We start from the raw sequence: 18888 nt of genomic DNA, 5'->3' as shown, positions 1-18888 counted from the left end.
CAAGATGGGAGAAAACACATGAAACGTCGTGACTTCATGATTTCCGCTGCGGGTACTGTGGCCGGCATGGCCCTGATGCCCCGCATATCCTTCGCTGCCGAAGGCGTGATCGACTGGTACACCAGCTCGGACAGCAATATCCTCGATTTCTGGACCAATACGGTCAAGCCGGCGTTCGAGGCCGCCAATCCGGGCGTGACGCTGAACCTGGTCGATGCCGGCGATGGCGCCGGCGTCATCTCGATTGCCGAGCGCGCCATGGCCGCCAAGGAGACGGGTACCGACCCGCAAGCCGACTTCTTCGAATCCGCCGATGCCGAACTGCCGGCCGGGGCCATCGACTCCGGCATTTATGCCAATATCAAGGAAGCGGGCCTCAGCAACTATTCCAAGGTCAATCCGCTGGCCATCGAGAGCGACTACTCGCTGCCCTATCGCGGCAGCCAGGTGCTGCTCGCCTATGACAGCACCAAGCTCAGCGCCGCCGATGCACCCAAGAACTGGGATGACCTGGTCGCCTGGATCAAGGCCAATCCCGGCCAGTTCGTCTATAACCGTCCCGACAAGGGCGGCTCGGGTGGCAACTTCGTGCGCCGCGCCATCCACCAGGCCAACGGCCTTGACCCGGCCGCCTTCACCGTCAGCAACTATACCCAGGAATTCGGTGACGAAGCCCTGGGCAAGACCTGGGAAATCCTCAAGGATATCGGGCCGTCGCTCTATGACAACGGCGCGTACTCCTCGGGCAACACCCAGTCCATGCAGCTGTTGTCGCAGGGTGTTGTGACCATGACCCCGGTCTGGTCCGACCAGGTGCTGCAGGCCATCAGCCAGGGCGTCCTGCCCGAAGATACCGGCCTCGTGCAGCTCCAGGACCTGGCTCTTGCCGGCGGCTTCACCCGCTCGATCGTGATCGAAAACGGCGTCAATCGCGATGCGGCCCTCAAGCTGGCGGACTTCATCCTCTCTGAGGAAATCCAGAGCGCCATCCTGACCGAACTGGGTGGCTTCCCCGGCGTGAGCTGGGACCATGTTTCGGCGGAACTGCGCGAGCGCTTTGCCGACATCGTGCCGACATCCATTCCCACCTTCCCGGGTGGCGACTGGTCCGGCCCGATCAATGACGGCTGGTATCGCAACGTGGCACCGAACGTCGATCGCAACTCGTGACCACCGAAACGGCCCAAGGAGCGGCACGTCCGCTCATCGAAACCAATGACGACAGGAGGCCAACCGGCCTCCTGCTCGTCGCGATCCCTGTCCTATTGATGGCCTGGCTGATCATCTGGCCGATCATCAATGCCATTGGCCGCACCATCTGGCGGCCTGATGCCGACGGCAATGCCGGCTTCAACCTGTCCAGCTATACATTCTTCTTTTCCGACCAGTATTCGATCAACAACCTGACGATCACGCTATGGACCACGGGCATGTGCGCCGCACTGCTGCTGGCCATCTGCATGCCGATCGCGCTCTACCTGCGGTTTTCGCAGGGCCGCCTGCCGGCCTATGTGCAGGCACTCGCCATTTTTCCGATGTTCGTGCCGTCCATCATCCTGGCCTATGCGTTCATTCGCGTGCTCGGGCCCAATGGCATGGTCGACATCCTGCTCAATTGGGTGGGGCTGCCCAAGATCCGTACGCCTTACCTGACGCCCTGGGGGCCGGTGATCGGGCTCGTCTGGGACAATATCCCGCTGACCGTGCTGATCCTGTTGTCGGGCCTGGGCAATATCGCCAATCCGGCCATCGAGGCGGCGCGCGATGTCGGCGCCAGCCGGTTCCAGGTGTTCTGGCACATCATCCTGCCGCGCATATCCAATTCGGTGCTGGTGGCCATTTCCTTTGCGGTGCTGGGCATTTTCTCGTCCTTCACCCTGCCCTACCTGCTCGGACCGGCCTCGCCGGAAATGATGGGCCCATTCATGAACCGTACGTTCCGCGAGGTGAACGATCCGCTCAATGCCATCACGCAGGCGGTCATCACCTTCTGTTTCTGCATCGCCTTCGGGCTGTTCTACGTGCGCTCGGTCGCGCGCAACCAGGGGAAATGAGATGAGCGATCTTGCCCCGGCCCGCGCGCCGATCGACTGGACCGGCATTGCCTTCGCCGCGCTGTTGTCGCTGGTCGTGGTGGTCCCGCTGGTCGTGGTCGGCACCTGGGCTTTCACCGAGGCCTGGCGCTATCCCAATGTCATCCCGCAGCAATTCGGGCTCAGGTTCTGGAACCAGACGCTGACCCGGCCGGATGTGTGGGCCGCACTGACGCTGAGCCTGCAATTGTCCACCGTGGTGACGCTGCTCTCGGCGGCCATCTGCCTGCCAGCGGCCTATGCCTTTGCGCGCATGAACTTTCCGGGCCGGACCTTCCTGTTCTTTTCGTTCCTGGCCGGACACGCCTTTCCGAAATTCGGCCTTTTGATCGCCATTGCCGCCATTTTCCTGCAGCTCAACCTGATCGGGACATTCTGGGGCGTGGTGCTGATCCAGCTGGTGGGCACGCTGCTGTTCATGATCTGGATTCCGGTGGCCGCCTTCCAGGGCGTCGACCGGCGCATGGAGGAAGCGGCGCGCGACGTGGGCGCCGGGCCATTCCGGGTATTCTGGTCGGTGACGCTGCCGCAGGCCGGGCCGACGATTGCGGCCGCGCTGCTGCTGAGCTTTGTCGGCACGTTCTACGAGACCGAGGGCGCCTGGCTGATCGGCGCGCCGGGTATCCGCACCATGCCGGTGCTGATGATCTCCTTCATCAACAACCAGATGGTCATCCAGTTCGGCGCCGTGCTCTCTGTCATGCTCTGGGTGCCGAGCTTCATCGCCCTGATGTTTGCGCGCCGGGTCATCGGCGGCGGGGCCTTTGCGCGGGGGTTCGGGGGATGATGAGGCACTGCACCTCCAACACCGCGCTCGAGTTGAACCTATTTGCGGACCTGTCCGCATTGGCTAGCTGACAGGAACGGAAATGTCCGTACTCACGATCAAAGACGTCACCAAGATCTTCCCCGCCGGCAATGTGGTCGCCGTCGATACGTTCTCCCTCGATGTCGCAGACGGCGAACTGGTCTGCCTGCTCGGGCCATCCGGCTCGGGCAAATCCACGCTGCTGCGCATGGTGGGCGGGTTCGAGCGGCCGACAGGTGGGCTGATCCAGATCGATGGCGAGGATATCACGCACCTGCCGCCGGAAAAGCGACCGACCGGCATGGTGTTCCAGAGCCATGCGCTGTGGACGCATATGAATGTGTTCAAGAACCTGGCCTTTGGGCTGAAGCTGCGCCGCCTGCCGCCCGACGAAATCAAGAACAAAGTCGATGCCGTGCTCGAACTGGTGGGGCTTGGCGGCTATGGCAATCGCCATGTTTCGCAGCTCTCGGGCGGGCAACAGCAGCGCGTGGCGCTGGCGCGGTCGCTGGTGCTGGAACCGAAAATCCTGCTGCTCGACGAACCCTTTGCCAGCCTCGACCAGCATTTGCGCGAACGGCTGCGCGAGGAAGTGCGCGATATCCAGCAGCGGCTGGGGATCACCACCCTGTTCGTGACCCACGGACAGGACGAGGCCCTGTCCATGGCCGACCGCATCGTGGTCATGCGCAATGGACGCACCGAACAGATCGATCGCCCCGATGTCGTCTATCGCGAGCCCAAAACGCCTTTCGTGGCCGGCTTTATCGGCACGATGAACCTGATCGAGGGCACAGTCTCGAACGGGGTCTTCGAGCATGGCGGGTTCAGGGTCGACATGCCGGTGGTGGATGGCCCCGCGACTTTGGCGGTGCGGCCGGAAGCGCTGGATATCGAGGCGGCCGAGCCGGGCCAGGCCCGCGTGCATCGCGTCACCGATTTCGGCACGCATGGACTGGTCGACCTCGACCTCAGCGACGGGGTGCGCCTCAAGTCGATGGTCTCTCATCCCGATCTGTTCAAAGCCGGACAGGGCGTGACGCTCAAGCCCCGCGCCGTGGCGGCCTATCGCAACGACGCGCAGATTTACCGGAGCTGAGATGGCTGATCCGCTGTTCATCGACAGGCACGGCCATCGCACCTGGCTCAAGTGGCATCGCGGCAGACGGCGCGCGAGCGACCCGGTATTTACTGGCGCGCGTATCCTCGAAGCGATGCGGCTTGGCGCCAGTGTCGAGGTTGATCTGGTGGTCACAGGCGACAAGGGCATGGCCGTGTTGCACGACCTGACGCTGGATCGCGAGACGACGGGCGCGGGGCCCGTGGCAGGGACCAGCGACGCGGCAATCCGGCAGCTCAACCTGCGGGGAAACAACGGAGAGCCCCTGCCCGACGCGGTGATGCTGCTCGAAGACCTGTGCCAGTTGATGGCCGGGGGCGCGGTACATCCCGATGCCCTGCTGCAGCTCGACTACAAGGAAGACGAGAGCGTTCTCGACGACCGTGCAGTGGCAAAATTCGTGGCGGCGACCGGGCCGGTGGCGTCCAACATGGTGGTATCGTCCGGCTCCGCCAAAGCCATCGACATGCTGACAGCGGCCTTGCCGGCCATGAAAAAAGGCTTCGACGCGACCAACGAGGCCAGGTTTCGAGCGGCACTGGCGGCAGGCAGGTTGCAGGAATACGTCGACGAGGCGATGGCCGAGATGCCCGATGCGGCACTGGTCTATCTCTACTGGGAAATGGTGACGCATGCGGCCGATGCTGGATTTGACATCGTCGACGCCTTCCACCGGCATGGCACGCGCATCGACGCCTGGACCATCCGCGAGGTCACGCCGGCCAGTGTGGTGCAGGTCGAGCGCCTGCTGGACCTCAAGGTCGACCAGATAACAACCGACGATCCGGAGGGGCTCTACGCGGCCCTCGAGACATGACCCACGATTACGACACGATCCTCGAGCACATGGTGGTGGCGGCGCGCGGGGCGGGAGCCCTGACGCTCGAACACTTCCAGCGTTTCCGCGATCTTGAAATCGGCATCAAGGGGCCAGGCGACTTCGTTTCCGACGCCGACCGGGATTCGGAAACCCTGATCCGCGGGCACCTGTTGGGCCGTTATCCGGACTGGAGCCTGACGGGAGAAGAATTTCCGCCCGTGGATGGCGACGACCTGGAACACCGCTGGCTGGTGGACCCGATCGATGGCACCACCAATTTCATCAACGGGCAGCACTATACGATCACCATCGCCCTGCGGCGGGGCGAGCAGACCATGTGCGGGCTCGTCTACAATCCGGTTTCCGACGAGATGTTCACCACCGTCAAGGGCGGCGGGGCCTATCTCAATGGCGAGAAACTCTCGGTCAGCAGCAGCCAGGATGTCGGCCTGATGGTGGTCGGCACCGGCCTGCCGACGCCCAATCTGTCGCTGCACAAGGGCGCCTATGAGCGGCTCGACGCCATTCGCGCGCCCATCGGGGCCGTCCGCGTGGTCGGCAGCGCCGCCAATTCCTGCGCCTATGTCGCCTGCGGGCGGCTGACCGGCTATTTCGAGGAAACCGGCTTCGTCGATACCGCGGCCGGGATCCTGCTGGTGGAAGAAGCCGGCGGCGTCGTCACCGACTGGTGGGGGCGCGGACCGGGCTATTTCGAGCGCACCGGGGCAATGATCGTTGCCAACCGGGCCACCCATGCGTTCCTGCTTGACCAGCTCAAGGCGGTGCCGCCCAAGGAGCCGAGGGGGTAGAGCGTTTCGCTTTCGAGGTGGCTTCGGCGCTCGCCGGGGGGCTTTCACCCCTCACCCCGGCCCTCTCCCCGGAGGGGCGAGGGGGCGATGGAGCCGGGGTGACATCCAGTGTGGAGAGGCGCCATAGGGGAGAGGCCGACCCCTCCCCTACGACCATCAGCGGCTGACGGTTTGGCGGTAGTGCTCGAGCACGGCGGGGGCGTCCACCTTGGTGCAGACCAGGGCCGGGCGGCGGCCGTTCCAGTCGGGGTGACCGCCGGTGCGGGCCGATGGCATCTGGATGGTCTGGCCCACGGCAATGCCGTCGGTAAGGACGCGCACGGGGCCGGGACGGGTCTCGAACCATTCGGGCTTGAGCAGATAGGTGATGGCCAAAAGGTCATGGCCGACGACGCCGGCCAGACCCATGATCTCGGTGTAGAATTTGGCGTAATGCTCGCACATCTGGCGCAGCATTTCGCCATTCTCACCAACCGAGGCGGCCAGATCGGCCAGATAGGCATTGGAGAGCACGATGTCGTGGGTGACGTCGAGGCCGACGACCACGACTTCCCAATCGGCGGCGAAAATTTCGTCGGCCGCAACCGGATCGCCAAAAATATTGGCTTCGGCAGCGGGGGTGATGTTGCCGCTGCGGCCCTCGAGTCCGAAGGCGCCGCCCATGATGACGACCTGTTTGGCCAGGCCGGCAATGGCCGGGTCCTGCCGCAAAGCAAGGGCCAGGTTGGTCATGCGGCCGACGGCGACAATGGTCACCTCGCCCGGATGGGCGCGGAGCGTATCGATGATGAACTGGCTGGCCGTGCCCGCGCGCAGGCCGGTGCGGTCCACCTCGGGAATGGCGATGTCGCCCAGGCCGTTCTCGCCATGCACGACGACCGGTTCGGACTTGACTACGCCATCCAGCGTTTCGCCAGCGCCCTCGATGACCGGGGCGGCAAGGCCGAACTGCTGGCGCAGGAACAGGGCATTGCGGGTGGTGGTTTCGATATTGGAATTGCCCACCACAGTGGTGATGCCCAGCAATTCGATCTCGGGCAGCTTGCTCAGATAAAGAAGGGCCATGGCATCATCGATGCCAGGGTCGGTGTCAAAAATGACCTTCATGGACGTCCTGTACGAATTTTTTGCGTGGCGCCATAAGCCACAGCGCGGGCCCTTTGGCCAGTGCCAATCGGACCCGCGCTTTTGTCATGCCGCGCAGCCCAGGCGCGTGGTCTTGAAGGTCAAGGAACAGGCAATGGCGTAGAGGGCGTCGAGCTGGGTGACCGTACCATCGCTGGCGATCAGGGGATCGATGCGGACCACATTGGCCTCGTCACCATCGAGAAACCCGACCCAGACATAGGGGCTGGCCGAGGCGGTATCGCGGATGGTGTAGATGAACCCGCCGGCAGAAACCGACTGGTGTTCGACCCCCGCCGAAGCGGCAAGCCTTTGCTGGACCATGTCGTAGAGGCGGCGCGTGCCGACCTGCTCGACCAGTTCGGCGCCGCCGTGACGGCTGGTGCGCGACCAGCCCGTTTCGCTGCTGACCTCAAGGGCAAGGGTGGACTGCACATAGGGCGTGCCATCGGCCATGCCGGCCAGCATGGCGGGGGTCATGAACTTGTCCATGTTGATATAGTCGATGACCGTCTGATCTCCCGTGGCCAGATTGGCTGTGATGTCGAGAAAGAGCGTGTTCATCGCGCCCTTCTGGAACATCGAGCGGCTGGCCGTGCCACCCGCATCCAGGCTCGACCAGCCATCGGGGCGATGGAAATAGGTCAGGATCGAGGAGATCGTTCCGTTGATCCCCGCGCCGCTATAGAGAGCAATATCCGCATCGGCGGCGGCCTCGAGCTGCGCGGTGGGCATGCCGCAGAAGGTGACGTCTAGGCCGTTGTCCGGTCCAAGCCGAATGCCGCTGATGGCGTTGCCGCTGGCGTCGACGCCAATGGGCTGGATGGTGGAATCGGTGATGCGATCCATGACGGCGCTGGGAAATTCGTTCTCGTGCACCGCCAGGAGATTGGTGCAGACATTGCGGATCGGATCGCTGGCGCTGGCGCCCCACAGGGACAGGGGCGTATCGGGCAGCGCCGTGCGGGTGAGGAAATAGTCTTCGCCGGTCACCACGTCATAGGTTTCGTCGGGGCCCATGGAGACAATGTAGCCCAGGACATTTTCATCGACATTCCAGCTGACCAGCTGGCGAACCATCAGCGAAATGTCGTCGCGGCTGGCGCCGAGGACTTCATCGAGGCCGAATTCGGCCACGAGCCCATCCAGCGAATCGGGCGCGAAATAGGGCGCATGGAAGCCCAGAATGCCCTCGGGCTCCACGACACGATCGACATAGACGCCGACGCGCGACTGGCTCGAATAGCCGGACCCGCCCAGAAAGGCGAAGGCGCAGGCTGAATAGCATTGGGACCCGACTTCCACGACACTGGCAATGCGATTGTCGCGCAGGTACTGGGCCAGGCGCAGGCCTTCGATATAGCTCCCGCCGGGGCTGTTGAGGGAGAGGACTGCGCAATTACCGCCTTCGGCCGGAAACTGCTCCAGATCGCAGGTGACGTAGGAATCGAACACCGACTTCAGCTGATCCAGGTCGCCATCGACCACCGGGCCGTCATAGTGAATGTGGGGGACAGCGTGATCGGCGGAATAGAACCACGACATGAAGGTCACGGTGGCGGCTTGCGCGGGCACCGCAGCCAGCATTGCCGCGAGAATGAGGGCCGACAAGCCGACGACCAGGCGAATGGGGTTCATGGGGCACCTCCCGGATTGTTCCAGAAGGCTAGTCGTTCATCTGCGCGGATGCATACCCTGTTCAGGGGCGGTGCGGCGCGCGAATCCGGGGCATAGTGGGATATGCATTTCGGCCCCTACAATACGCTCGTCCTGACCGTGCTCAGCGCCATCCTGCCCCTATTCGGCGTGCTGTTCGCCGGTTGGGACATCTTCACGCTGATGGTCTTTTACTGGTGCGAGACCCTGGTCATCGCCTTCTGGACCGTGCTGACTATCGCGTTTCACATCGGCGAAGCGCCTGTCGTGCGCGACCGGCGCACCGGCATGCCAATCAAGAGCGGCATCAGCGCCGGGTTTATAGCCCTCCATGCCAGCGTGTTCATGGGCGTCCACCTGTTCCTGATGAGCGCCCTTTATGGCGATGGCTGGTCCGACCGTATCTGGTCGGTCGAGGGATTTGTCCGCACCATGGTGATCGGCGAAAATCTCTGGCCGATCCTCCTGCTGATCTTCCTCTATCGCGGCGCCGTGTTTCTGGAAGACAGACGGCAGGCATCGCTGGTGCCGACGGTCGCGGCGCTTTACGTGCGGATCGTCGTCATGCAGTTCGTGATCATATTCGGGGGCTGGGGCGTGATGCTGACCGGCAGCGGCATGATCGGGCTGCTGCTGCTCATCGGATTGCGCCTGGCGATCGAATTGAGTTGGGGGCGGGTTCTGGACTTTGCCATCAGGGCCGCCGCCCGCCCAACAATGTCCGAATAGGCTAGATTCCAGCCGCCTGAGCGGCGATGGGGGCGGACAGCAAGTCCGGAGACTTGCCGGCCAGCACGCGATTGCGACCCTGGGACTTGGCCTCGTAGAGCCAGCGATCGGCGATCTGCATCAGTTCGCCCGATGGCTGGGCGCCATCACCCACGGCAATGCCGATGCTGACGGTCACCACAAGGTTGTCGGCCATATCCGACCAGTCGGCATTGGCGATGGCGATGCGCAGCCCCTGGCAAAAGGCGATGGCCGTGGCAGCCGGGGCATCGGGGAATACCAGGGCGAACTCCTCGCCGCCAAGCCGGGCGACGTGGCCGTGCGGCCCGATCTGGCGGAGCATGATGCCGGCCACTTTTTGCAGCACCGCATCGCCGATGATGTGGGTGTGCCGATCGTTCACCTGCTTGAAATTGTCCAGATCCATGATGGCCACCGCAAAGGGTGTTCCGGCCAGGCGATTGAGGATCTGATCGAAGCTGCGGCGGTTGGCGATGCCGGTCAGCGGATCGGACAGGGCAAGATCGGCCAACTCGGCCGCACGAGCGCGCAGACTGTCGGTTTCCGACCGGATTTCCTCGATGCGGGCGCGGCGCCGGGCCGACTCGCCGGACTGGACGACATAGTGCCGGTGATATTGCCGGTGCATGGCCAGGGCGGCCGCAGTTTCCCCCTGCGCCTCGAGAATACGGCTCAGGATTTCCGAGCAATTGACCTGGTGATCGACCTGGCCGCGCGCATCGGCAAGGCTCAGCGCCTTCTCGCAGGCCTCACGGGCTTCACTCAGCGACCCATGGGCCAATTGCACATAGGCGGTGGTATAGAGTTGGTGGCACTGCAGGCTCGGGCCGGCCTGGGTCGGGATATCGTCGCAGCGCTGCAGCATTTCCAAGGCACAGGTAATGTCGTCCAGCCCGGCCATAAATTCGGCGGCGTTGCAGCGCGCAACCCGCAATATCCAGTAGTCGGCGGCATCGAGCGCCCGCTCCACAGCCTCGCAGGTGAGCGCCCTGGCCTGTTCGAGTTCGGCGCGGGCCACGTCCAGATCGCCAAAATCCCTGGCTTCGTCGGCGAGCTTGGCGTGGGCAAAGCCGAGATTGACGCGGTAATAGGCCGAGCCGGTGGCGTTGCCCAAGCCGTCGGCAATGGCGATGGCCTCTGAGAAGGCCTGACTGGCAAGTTGGGCCTCGCGGCACAGGGACAGGGCCAGGCCGTGGGCCGAGAGGGCAAAGGCCAGCATGGACGGCGCGTCGAGCGAGCGGGCGAGGCCGACCGCTTCGGAAGACAATTCATAGGCTTCGTCGACGAAGCCCAATTCGAGAAACAGCACGGCTTCGACGGCCAGGCTGCGCACCAGTTCAGGCGGGTTATCGAGACGGCGCCACAGCCACTTCGCTCCGATGGCGCATTCGAGGCCCTGCTCGGCGTCGCCAAGCTTGAAACAGGTCCAGGCGATTTCGCAAAGGCTGGCGGCCATGAGGTCCGCATCGCCATCGGCCTCGGACTGCGAATAGACGAGCTTGAACTGCTCCAGCGCCTCGGTCAGGTCGCCGGCGCGCAGGGCATGGGTGCCTTCGGCAAACCCCTGATGTGTTTCGATCCGTGAAAACGGCACGGCACGAATCCCCCAACAGGCACGCTTATGCGCTACTTCGAGGGCACCTTAGCAACAAATCTTCCCGAAATATTGAAAATGGGGCCAGAAAGACCGCAAGAAATCGGCTCAGACTTTCGGTTTCCAGACCGGGGGCGCCTCGCGCCCAAGTGGTCCCATCGTGGTGATGTCGTCGCCCCGGCGCATGGCAATGTTCATGCGGAAGGAATTGCCGACCCGCTCGGACCTTTCAATGAAAATGGCCGCGATATCGGGCGGGCACAACTCATCCACCGTTTCCCGGAACAGGCGCAGCCAGCGCAGGAAATGGGCATCGGACAATTCGGGAATGGCCAGGTGCTTGGGCATGGGCCGGCCATCGTAGCGCCCTGTGCCGAGCAGCATGGAACTCCAGAAGTCAGCGATGCGGGAGAGATGGGCGGGCCATTCGTCCTCGGCGATTACCCGGTTGAACACCGGTCCGATCACGTCATCGGCGCGGGCGCGGGCATAGAAGTGGTCGACAACGGCGCGGATCAGCGCGTCATCGAGCCCCTCGGGCGCATTCCAGCCAATGCGGGTGAGGCGCTTGGCGGGGTCGAGGCGGGGATCATTGGACATGGGCGGACCTGATAACATAGCTGCAGCGCCGGCCACCGCTGACGATATGATCCTGCCGGTGAACCTCGACATCCGGCCCGAGCACGGATTTGAACACATCGAGTTCGGCCCGGCAGAAACCCTGGCAGGCCGTGGCGGCCGCGCAGATCGGACAGTGATTTTCGGTCAAAAGGAACGAGCCGTCTTCCTGCTCCGTCCAGGCCGCCATATAGCCTTCCCGGCTGCGCAAATCGACGAGGCGATCCACCCGGTCCTTGAGATCGCCGGCATCGGCAAGAGCGGCCTCGTATTCGGTTCTGGTGGCCTGTTCGCGCGCCGCGATAACGGCGTCGAGCGCGGTGTCGCCCAATTGTTCTCGCAGGATATCGAGCAATTGCACGGTCAGCGCGGCGTGGGTGTCGGGAAACCGGGACTGGGCCGCAGGGGTGAGACCCCAGACTTGGGTGGGGCGCCCGACCCCGGACGAGATGCTTTCGGCCGCGACATGCCCCTCTTCGGCCAGGCGCACAAGCTGCTGCCGCGCCGCCTCGCTCGAGGTGCCCAACTGCTCTCCGAGTGCGGCGGCCGATAGCCCGCCATACATTTTCAGAGCCATCAGAATACGCTCGGCAGGGTTGCGCGGCGACCAGGACGCATTTTCCAAGGCAGAGCTTGACATATCTGGGGAAAGGGTTTTCAAAGCCATGGCTTGGAAATTAAACCGGTTGTCACCATCTGTCCAGCCGGACCCGAAAGGATGCATGAAATGGCCTTCTCCCTGCCCTCTCTCCCCTATGCCCCCAGCGCTCTGGCCGAACACGGCATGAGCCAGGAAACGCTGGAGCTGCACCACGGCAAGCACCACCAGGCCTATGTGACCGCATTGAACGGCTTCGTGGAGAAAGACCCCGCGCTTGCCGGCAAATCGCTCGAAGAGATCATCGCCCTCGCCAATGGTCAGCCGGACAAGGCGCCGCTCTTCAACAATGCCGGCCAGCACTGGAACCACATTCACTTCTGGCAGGCCCTGTCGCCCGCGGGGGGCCGGATCCCCGGACGTCTCGAAGCCAAGATCGTCGAAGACTTTGGCTCGGTGGAGGCGTTCAAGGACAGCTTCAAGACCGCGGCCACCACCCAATTCGGTTCCGGCTGGGCCTGGCTGGTGCTGGGAACCGACGGCAAGCTCAAGACCGCCAAGACCCCCAATGGCTCAAACCCGCTGGCCACCGGCGAGGGCAAGCCGCTGCTCGGGCTCGACGTGTGGGAACACGCCTACTATGTGGACTTCCGCAATCGGCGGCCGGACTATGTGACCAATTTCCTCGACAAACTGGCCAATTACGAGTTCGCCGAAGCGAACCTTGGGTAGGAACGTCAACACAGCCACAGGCATTCCCGCGTGAGCGGGAATGACCATTTTCACCCGGGCACCGCCAACAGGGTTTGGTGTCCACATTGCACGCAGCGTGACTTTCCGCGATGACTATACCCATGCCCGATTTTGTCCTTCCCGACAGCATGGCGCTGAAGCCGCTTCGGCGCCCAAGCGTCACCGATGCCGAATTTCGGTCGGCCATGTCGGGCCTGGCCAGCAGCGTGCATGTGGTTTCCGCGCGGCGCGGCACGGAGCGCGTGGGGCGGACGGCAACTTCGGTCATGTCGCTCTCCGCGCAACCGCCGGCCCTGCTGATCTCCATCGACATCATCAGCCGGCTGGCCGACATCATCGCCCGGACGGAAGGGTTCTCGGTGGCCCTGTTGGCTTCGGACCAATCGGCAGTGGCGGACGCCTTTGCGGGATCAGTCCCGACCGAGGAGCGGTTCGATGTCGGCACCTGGGACGCCTGGCCATCGGGACAGCCATTGCTTGTGGGTGCGGTCTCGGTGTTTGACTGCGAAGTCATCGGCGCCATGGAAACCGGCACGCATGTGCTTTTCGCCGGAGCCATCGTCGATGTACAGACCCAGGCCCAGCGCGCGCCGCTGATCTGGCACCGGCGCGGTTATCGTGAACTCTCGGCTATCGACTAACGCGACCTGAGGTGCCAGACTTGGGCTCGTTCCGTTCGACGCCGGACGGATAACCGGCCGGCGCACCCCGCAACGAGATAAGACCTTGCCGCGCTATTACTTTCACTATCGGGTTGAGGATAAGCTGGTCCGCGACGAGGCGGGCAGCGAACTGGCCGATCTCGATGCGGCCGAGAGCAAGGCTGCCGAACTGGGCAAGGCAATCATCGACAAGGTTGCCGGCGAAGGCGGGAATATGGACCTGCCGCGATCCATCGAGATCACCGACGCGGGCGGGCATGACCTGCTTTATGTGGTGTTCTGGGCCGGACCGAAGATCGGTGACGGGCCTGCCAGCCCCATCACGCCGCCGTCAATCCATTAGACGCTAGAACAGCAGCGCGTGCGGAAGCGTCACGAGGAAGCCCATGAACAGGGCGGCGGCCAGCGCCGCGTAATAGGCCAGTTGCTGTACTTTGGGCATGGAAGCCTCGCACGTCATCGACCCGCATACACTACAAGATAGGTCGGGATTAACAAGGTGTAAACGTTCGCCTTGAGCGCCCGGCAGGAAACGTTTTGCTGTCGAATGCTGCGGCAGGAATTTTTCTTGCGCCAGCGCGCCCCGATCCGCCCTTCGAGGTAGAGACACCGCCCAGTCCACGTCCTAGAGCCTTTCTTGTTCTGGCTGATCCAGAACGACAAAGGCTCTAAGTCTTTGATTGGTCGCGTTTTCGAACCAGAAAAGTGGTGTCCACTTTTCTTGAAAACGCTCTAGACTTACCCGGCGAGTCTGGAGGGCGGGATGACGGAAGCGATCAAGGCGGAACTGAAGGCCATGGCACGGGCGGCTGCCGCCGAAGACGCGGGCCTGCTGCGCTTTCTGACTGCGGCGATAGAGGGCATCGACCCCGATGACCTGACCCAACAGGACCCGGCGAGCCTTCTCGCGGCGCTGACGCGAAGCCATCAACTGCTGGTGCGGTCCCCGGTGGACGGCACGCGTATTGCCATGACGCCCCCTGCCCGGCCCGGCGACGCGCTGATCCTCGATATCATTTCCCCCGACATGCCATTCATCGTCGACAGCGCCCTTGCGGCACTGCGCGCCCTTGGCGGCACGGTGCGGCTGTTCACCCACCCGGTGGTGCGGGTGCAGAACGGGGCGGTGTCCGAAAGCGGCGCCGGGGTGAGTGTGCTGCATATCCACAGCGACCCCGTGGCAGGTACCGAGACGCTGCAGCGCGAGCTCGAGGCAACCCTTGCCGAGGCGGCACGGGCGGTGCGCGACTGGCAGCCCATGCTTGAGAGGATCAACCAGTCCATTGCCGGGCTTGAGCCCGCCAAACCGGCCCAGCGCGACGAGGCACGCCGCTTCCTCGAATGGCTGACCGAGCACAATTTCACCTTTCTGGGCATGTGCGAATATCTGCTCGATGGCGACACGCTGAAGCCGGTCGCCGGGACCGGGCTCGGCATCCTGCGCGGTGAAGCCGTCAAGGTGCTGCGCAGCGGCGCCGACTATGTGGACACCACAAGGCAACTGGTCTCGTTCGTCACCGGACCCGAGCCTGTCCTGGTGACCAAGGCCAATATCCGCTCGCGCGTGCATCGGCGGGCGCATCTCGACTATGTGGGGGTCAAGCTCTACGACGGAGCGGGCAAGGCCAAGGGCGAATTGCGCGTTGTCGGCCTCTATACAGCGCAGGCGCTGGCAACGCCCCATACCGACGTGCCGATCATCCGGCGCAAGATCGCCGAGGTGATGCGCCACTCCGGCGTCGATCCGCTCGGCCATGCCGGCCGCACGCTGCTCGGCGCTCTCGATTCCTATCCGCGGGACGAACTGTTCCAGATCGACACCGAGCAACTGGCCGAATTCGCCGAGGCGATAGCCGCGCTCTATGACCGGCCGCGCGTGCGCGTGTTGCCGCGCATCGACCGGTTCGACAACTTTGTTTCGATTCTCGTATTCGTGCCACGCGATCGCTATGACGGCGCCGTGCGGGCCCGCATCACCCGCTACCTGGCGGAAATCTACGATGGCCGCGTTTCAGCCTTCTATCCGAACTTTCCGGAAGGCGAACTGGTGCGGCTGCATGTGATCATCGGGCGCAATGGCGGCGACACGCCGCGCCCGGAACGGCGGGAACTCGAAGCCGGAGTTGAAGCGCTGACCCGTGACTTCTCGGACCGCCTGGTCGCGGCTTCGGACAATCCGGGCGAAATCAGCGACTATCGGCAGGTGTTTTCGGCGGCCTATCAATATCGCAACAGTGTCGAGGACGCGCTGGCCGACATTGCGGTGTTCCGCAAGCTTGGCGCGGACGCCATAGCCATCCGGCTGCGCCAGCGCGATGATGGGCTGGGCCTGCGCTTCTATCATGAAGGCACCGCGATCCCGCTGTCAGACCGCGTGCCCATGCTCGAGCATTTCGGGTTCCGGGTCATCGACGAGCAGACCTATACGATCGTGCCGCGCGACGGGGTCGAACGGTACCTCCACGACATGGTCGTCGATCTCGACGATGCCGCCGACATCGCGATTGCCGCGCGGGCTGGCGATATCGAAGAAGGGCTGAGCGCGGTCTGGTCAGGCCTCGCCGAAAGCGACCAGATCAATGCGCTGGTGACGCTTGGCAGCCTCGACTGGACGCAGTCGGCCCTGCTGCGCGCCCTGTCGCGCTACCTGCGCCAGGTGGGCACGTCGCATTCGCAGCGCTACATCGCCCAGACCCTGGTCAACCAGAAGGCCGCCGCCGAGGGGCTCGTCGCCCTGTTCGAGGCGCTGCACGAGCCGCAGGTGGACGATCGGCCGGCGCGGATCGAGCGGGCGCGCAAGGCGATTGCCGATCAACTGGAAACCATCCAGTCGCTTGACGAGGACACGATCATCCGGCGGTTCCAGAACCTGATCGAGGCTTCGGTGCGAACCAATGCGTTCCAGACGGGCCCGAATGGCGAGCGCCGGCCGGCCCTGGCGATCAAGTTCGACAGCAGCAAGGTCGACGGCATGGCCGCGCCCCGGCCCTATCGGGAAATCTCGGTCTATTCGCCGCGCGTCGAGGGTGTCCATCTGCGCTTTGGCGCCATCGCCCGCGGCGGCATCCGCTGGTCGGACCGGCCGGAGGATTTCCGCACCGAGGTCCTGGGCCTGGTCAAGGCGCAGCAGGTCAAGAATGCGGTGATCGTGCCGGTGGGCGCCAAGGGCGGCTTCGTGCCCAAGCGCCTTGTCGCCGGCATGGCCCGCGACGCCTGGCTGGCAGAGGGTACGGAAAGCTACAAGATCTTCATCGGCGCGCTGCTCGATGTCACCGACAACCTCGTGGACGGGGCACTTGTGCCGCCCGAGAACGTGGTGCGCCGCGATGGCGACGACCCCTATCTGGTGGTGGCTGCCGACAAGGGCACGGCCAGTTTTTCGGACACGGCCAATGGCATCGCCACCAGCCGCGGCTTCTGGCTGGGTGACGCTTTCGCATCGGGCGGTTCGGCCGGATATGACCACAAGAAGATGGGCATCACGGCGCGGGGGGCCTGGGAGGCGGTCAAGCGGCACTTCCGCGAGGTCAACCGGGATATCCAGAACCAGCCATTCACCGCGGCAGGTGTCGGCGACATGAGCGGCGATGTCTTCGGCAACGGCATGTTGCTGAGCGCCCAGACGCGGCTCGTCGCCGCCTTCGATCACCGCGACATTTTCATCGATCCCGCCCCGGATGCAGCGACCAGCTTTGCCGAGCGGCAGCGGCTGTTTGCTCTGCCCCGGTCCAGCTGGCAGGACTATGACAAGACGCTGATCTCGGCGGGTGGCGGCGTGTTTTCGCGCGCGCTCAAATCCATCACCCTCACCGAACAGATAAGGTCATTGCTCGGCATCGAGGCGGAGAGCGTGACGCCGGCGCAATTGATGAGCGCTATCCTCAGAGCGCCGGTGGACCTCATGTGGTTCGGCGGCATCGGCACCTATATCAAGGCGGCCAGCGAGGATGATGCCGCAGTCGGCGACCGCGCCAATGACGGCATCCGCATCACCGCCGACCAGGTCCGGGCCAAGGTGGTTGGCGAGGGGGCAAATCTGGGCGTGACGCAGCGCGGCCGCATCGCCTTTGCCCAATTGGGCGGGCGGATCAATACCGATGCCATCGACAATTCGGCCGGGGTCAATTCCTCGGACCTTGAGGTCAACATCAAGATCGCGCTGGCGCCGCTGCTGGCCAATGGACAATTGCCGCTGGAGCAGCGGAACACGTTCCTCGCCGGCATGACCGAGGAGGTCGCCGCACTCTGCCTGCGGAACAACTACCTGCAATCGCTGGCCATATCCCTGGCCGAGCGCGCGGGGCTGGCGGAACTGCCGGATCATCGCGTGCTGATGGAGGGACTGGAGGAGCGCGGGCTGCTCGACAGGTCGGTGGAATACCTGCCCAGCGATGCGACGCTCGATGCGCGAGCGAGCGAGGGGAAAGGTCTGAGCCGGCCGGAGCTGGCCGTCATACTCGCCTATGCGAAACTGACCCTTTTCGACGATCTGCTCGACGGCTCGGCTATCGATGACCCATACCTTGCCGGGGAACTGTTCCGCTATTTCCCCGAGACCCTGCATCGCAGCTATCCGGATGCGGTTGAAGCGCACCGGCTCCGCCGGGAGGTGATCGCCACCGTCCTGGCCAATGCGATGATCAATCGCGGCGGGCCGGCCTTTGTGTCCGAATTGACCGCCGCCACCAGCGCCAGCGCCGGAGAAGTGGCCCTGGCCTATGCCGCGGTACGCGACGCCTATGGATTGCGGGCGCTCAACGACCAGATCGACGGCCTCGACACAAAAGTGTCGGGCGGGGTGCAACTGGCGCTTTATGCGCAGGTGGAGGCCCTGCTGCGGCAGGAATGCCTGTGGTTCCTGCGTAATGCCGTATTGAGCGGCGGCCTGCCGGACCTGGTCGAGCGCCATCGCCAGGGGGTCGCGCAGTTGCGCCAGACCGAGGGCCTCCTGCCACAGGCCCAGCGCGAGGCGCTGGACGTGCGGGTGCGCGGGTTGATGGCGCATGGCATTCCCGCTGCGCTGGCCCAGCAGATCGGCGAATTGCCGGAGTTGAGCCATGCCAGCGATATCGTGCTGGTCGCCGAGCGCGCCGATGTCGATATCGAGCGGGCGGCGCGTGCCTATTTCGGCGTGGCCGGATATTTCGACCTGTTTGCCGTCATCGAGGCGGGCCGCGATATCGTGCTTGCCGACAGGTTCGACCGCATGGCGCTGGATCGCTCGCTGGCCAATCTGTCGCGGGCGCTGCGCGACCTGACCCTCGACGCCATTTCGGCCGGGTCCATCGAAGCGCTCACGGCCGCAAGGCCAACGCAGATGGCACGCACGATGGAGGCCGTCAAAGACCTGACCGAAGGGGGCATTACCCTGTCGCGGCTGGCGGTCGCGGCTGGCCTCCTTGCCGACCTGGCGCAGGAGGCCTGAGGCGGAAGGCTCACCCGAAAGTCGCCCTTGCCTCGGCGCCGACATTGCGGTCACTGG

Annotated in this window: 16 protein-coding genes; 11 read left to right on the top strand and 5 right to left on the bottom strand. The window is 64.1% G+C overall.

What is annotated here, in order from left to right; genetic code table 11:
- Positions 1-18 precede the first annotated feature (18 nt).
- The 6 genes from KIT02_RS00640 (at position 19) to KIT02_RS00615 (ending at position 5650) form a co-directional block, all read left to right on the top strand.
- The gene (locus tag KIT02_RS00640; protein WP_297580911.1) at positions 19-1170 is read left to right on the top strand and encodes an extracellular solute-binding protein; all 1152 of its coding nucleotides are present in this window, start codon (positions 19-21) and stop codon (positions 1168-1170) included.
- A 98-nt stretch (positions 1171-1268) separates the two neighbouring features.
- A complete protein-coding gene (locus KIT02_RS00635) occupies positions 1269-2054 on the top strand; it encodes an ABC transporter permease subunit (RefSeq protein WP_297585407.1) in 786 nt (261 codons plus the stop codon).
- A gap of 1 nt (position 2055) precedes the next feature.
- Positions 2056-2880 (top strand): ABC transporter permease subunit, encoded by an 825-nt coding sequence (locus KIT02_RS00630; protein ID WP_297580909.1) that lies wholly within the window; start codon positions 2056-2058, stop codon positions 2878-2880.
- An 82-nt stretch (positions 2881-2962) separates the two neighbouring features.
- Positions 2963-4000, top strand: a complete 1038-nt coding sequence (locus tag KIT02_RS00625; RefSeq protein ID WP_297580907.1) for an ABC transporter ATP-binding protein — start codon at positions 2963-2965, stop codon at positions 3998-4000.
- 1 nt (position 4001) lies between these two features.
- Positions 4002-4838, top strand: coding sequence for a glycerophosphodiester phosphodiesterase family protein (locus KIT02_RS00620; RefSeq protein WP_297580905.1), 837 nt, complete (start codon positions 4002-4004; stop codon positions 4836-4838).
- A complete protein-coding gene (locus KIT02_RS00615) occupies positions 4835-5650 on the top strand; it encodes an inositol monophosphatase family protein (RefSeq protein WP_297580903.1) in 816 nt (271 codons plus the stop codon). The genes KIT02_RS00620 and KIT02_RS00615 overlap by 4 nt, the downstream gene beginning before the upstream one ends.
- Before the next feature lie 156 nt (positions 5651-5806).
- Here KIT02_RS00615 and KIT02_RS00610 read toward each other — a convergent pair whose 3' ends face one another.
- Positions 5807-6757 (bottom strand): nucleoside hydrolase, encoded by a 951-nt coding sequence (locus tag KIT02_RS00610; RefSeq protein WP_297580901.1) that lies wholly within the window; start codon positions 6755-6757, stop codon positions 5807-5809.
- Positions 6758-6841: 84 nt separating this feature from the next.
- Positions 6842-8413, bottom strand: a complete 1572-nt coding sequence (locus KIT02_RS00605; protein WP_297580899.1) for a hypothetical protein — start codon at positions 8411-8413, stop codon at positions 6842-6844.
- Positions 8414-8515: 102 nt separating this feature from the next.
- Here KIT02_RS00605 and KIT02_RS00600 point away from each other — a divergent pair, with 102 nt between their 5' ends.
- The gene (locus tag KIT02_RS00600; protein WP_297580897.1) at positions 8516-9160 is read left to right on the top strand and encodes a DUF6498-containing protein; all 645 of its coding nucleotides are present in this window, start codon (positions 8516-8518) and stop codon (positions 9158-9160) included.
- 1 nt (position 9161) lies between these two features.
- On the opposite strand, the gene KIT02_RS00595 is transcribed toward KIT02_RS00600, so the two are convergent.
- The 3 genes from KIT02_RS00595 to KIT02_RS00585 form a co-directional block, all read right to left on the bottom strand.
- On the bottom strand, positions 9162-10775 hold the full coding sequence (locus KIT02_RS00595; RefSeq protein WP_297580895.1) for a diguanylate cyclase: 1614 nt from the start codon (positions 10773-10775) through the stop codon (positions 9162-9164).
- Between the two features lie 108 nt (positions 10776-10883).
- Positions 10884-11375 carry a group III truncated hemoglobin gene (locus KIT02_RS00590; protein WP_297580893.1) on the bottom strand — a complete coding sequence of 164 codons (492 nt, stop codon included), beginning with the start codon at positions 11373-11375 and terminating at the stop codon, positions 10884-10886.
- Positions 11365-11970, bottom strand: a complete 606-nt coding sequence (locus KIT02_RS00585; RefSeq protein ID WP_297580891.1) for a metalloregulator ArsR/SmtB family transcription factor — start codon at positions 11968-11970, stop codon at positions 11365-11367. The genes KIT02_RS00590 and KIT02_RS00585 overlap by 11 nt, the downstream gene beginning before the upstream one ends.
- Before the next feature lie 150 nt (positions 11971-12120).
- Between KIT02_RS00585 and KIT02_RS00580 the strand changes: the two genes are divergently transcribed.
- From KIT02_RS00580 to KIT02_RS00565, 4 genes are all read left to right on the top strand, one after another.
- The gene (locus KIT02_RS00580; protein WP_297580885.1) at positions 12121-12723 is read left to right on the top strand and encodes a superoxide dismutase; all 603 of its coding nucleotides are present in this window, start codon (positions 12121-12123) and stop codon (positions 12721-12723) included.
- 122 nt (positions 12724-12845) lie between these two features.
- A complete protein-coding gene (locus KIT02_RS00575) occupies positions 12846-13385 on the top strand; it encodes a flavin reductase family protein (protein ID WP_297580882.1) in 540 nt (179 codons plus the stop codon).
- Positions 13386-13470: 85 nt separating this feature from the next.
- The gene (locus tag KIT02_RS00570; RefSeq protein ID WP_297580879.1) at positions 13471-13749 is read left to right on the top strand and encodes a hypothetical protein; all 279 of its coding nucleotides are present in this window, start codon (positions 13471-13473) and stop codon (positions 13747-13749) included.
- 420 nt (positions 13750-14169) lie between these two features.
- Complete coding sequence (locus tag KIT02_RS00565) at positions 14170-18831, top strand: NAD-glutamate dehydrogenase (protein WP_297580876.1); 4662 nt, start codon at positions 14170-14172, stop codon at positions 18829-18831.
- Positions 18832-18888 lie beyond the last annotated feature (57 nt).

Origin of the sequence: Devosia sp. (assembly GCF_025809055.1) — a bacterium.
In the GTDB taxonomy this organism is placed as follows: domain Bacteria; phylum Pseudomonadota; class Alphaproteobacteria; order Rhizobiales; family Devosiaceae; genus Devosia.
The sequence above is the reverse complement of the archived record's forward strand: the minus strand, read 5'-3'. Positions and strand labels throughout refer to the sequence as shown.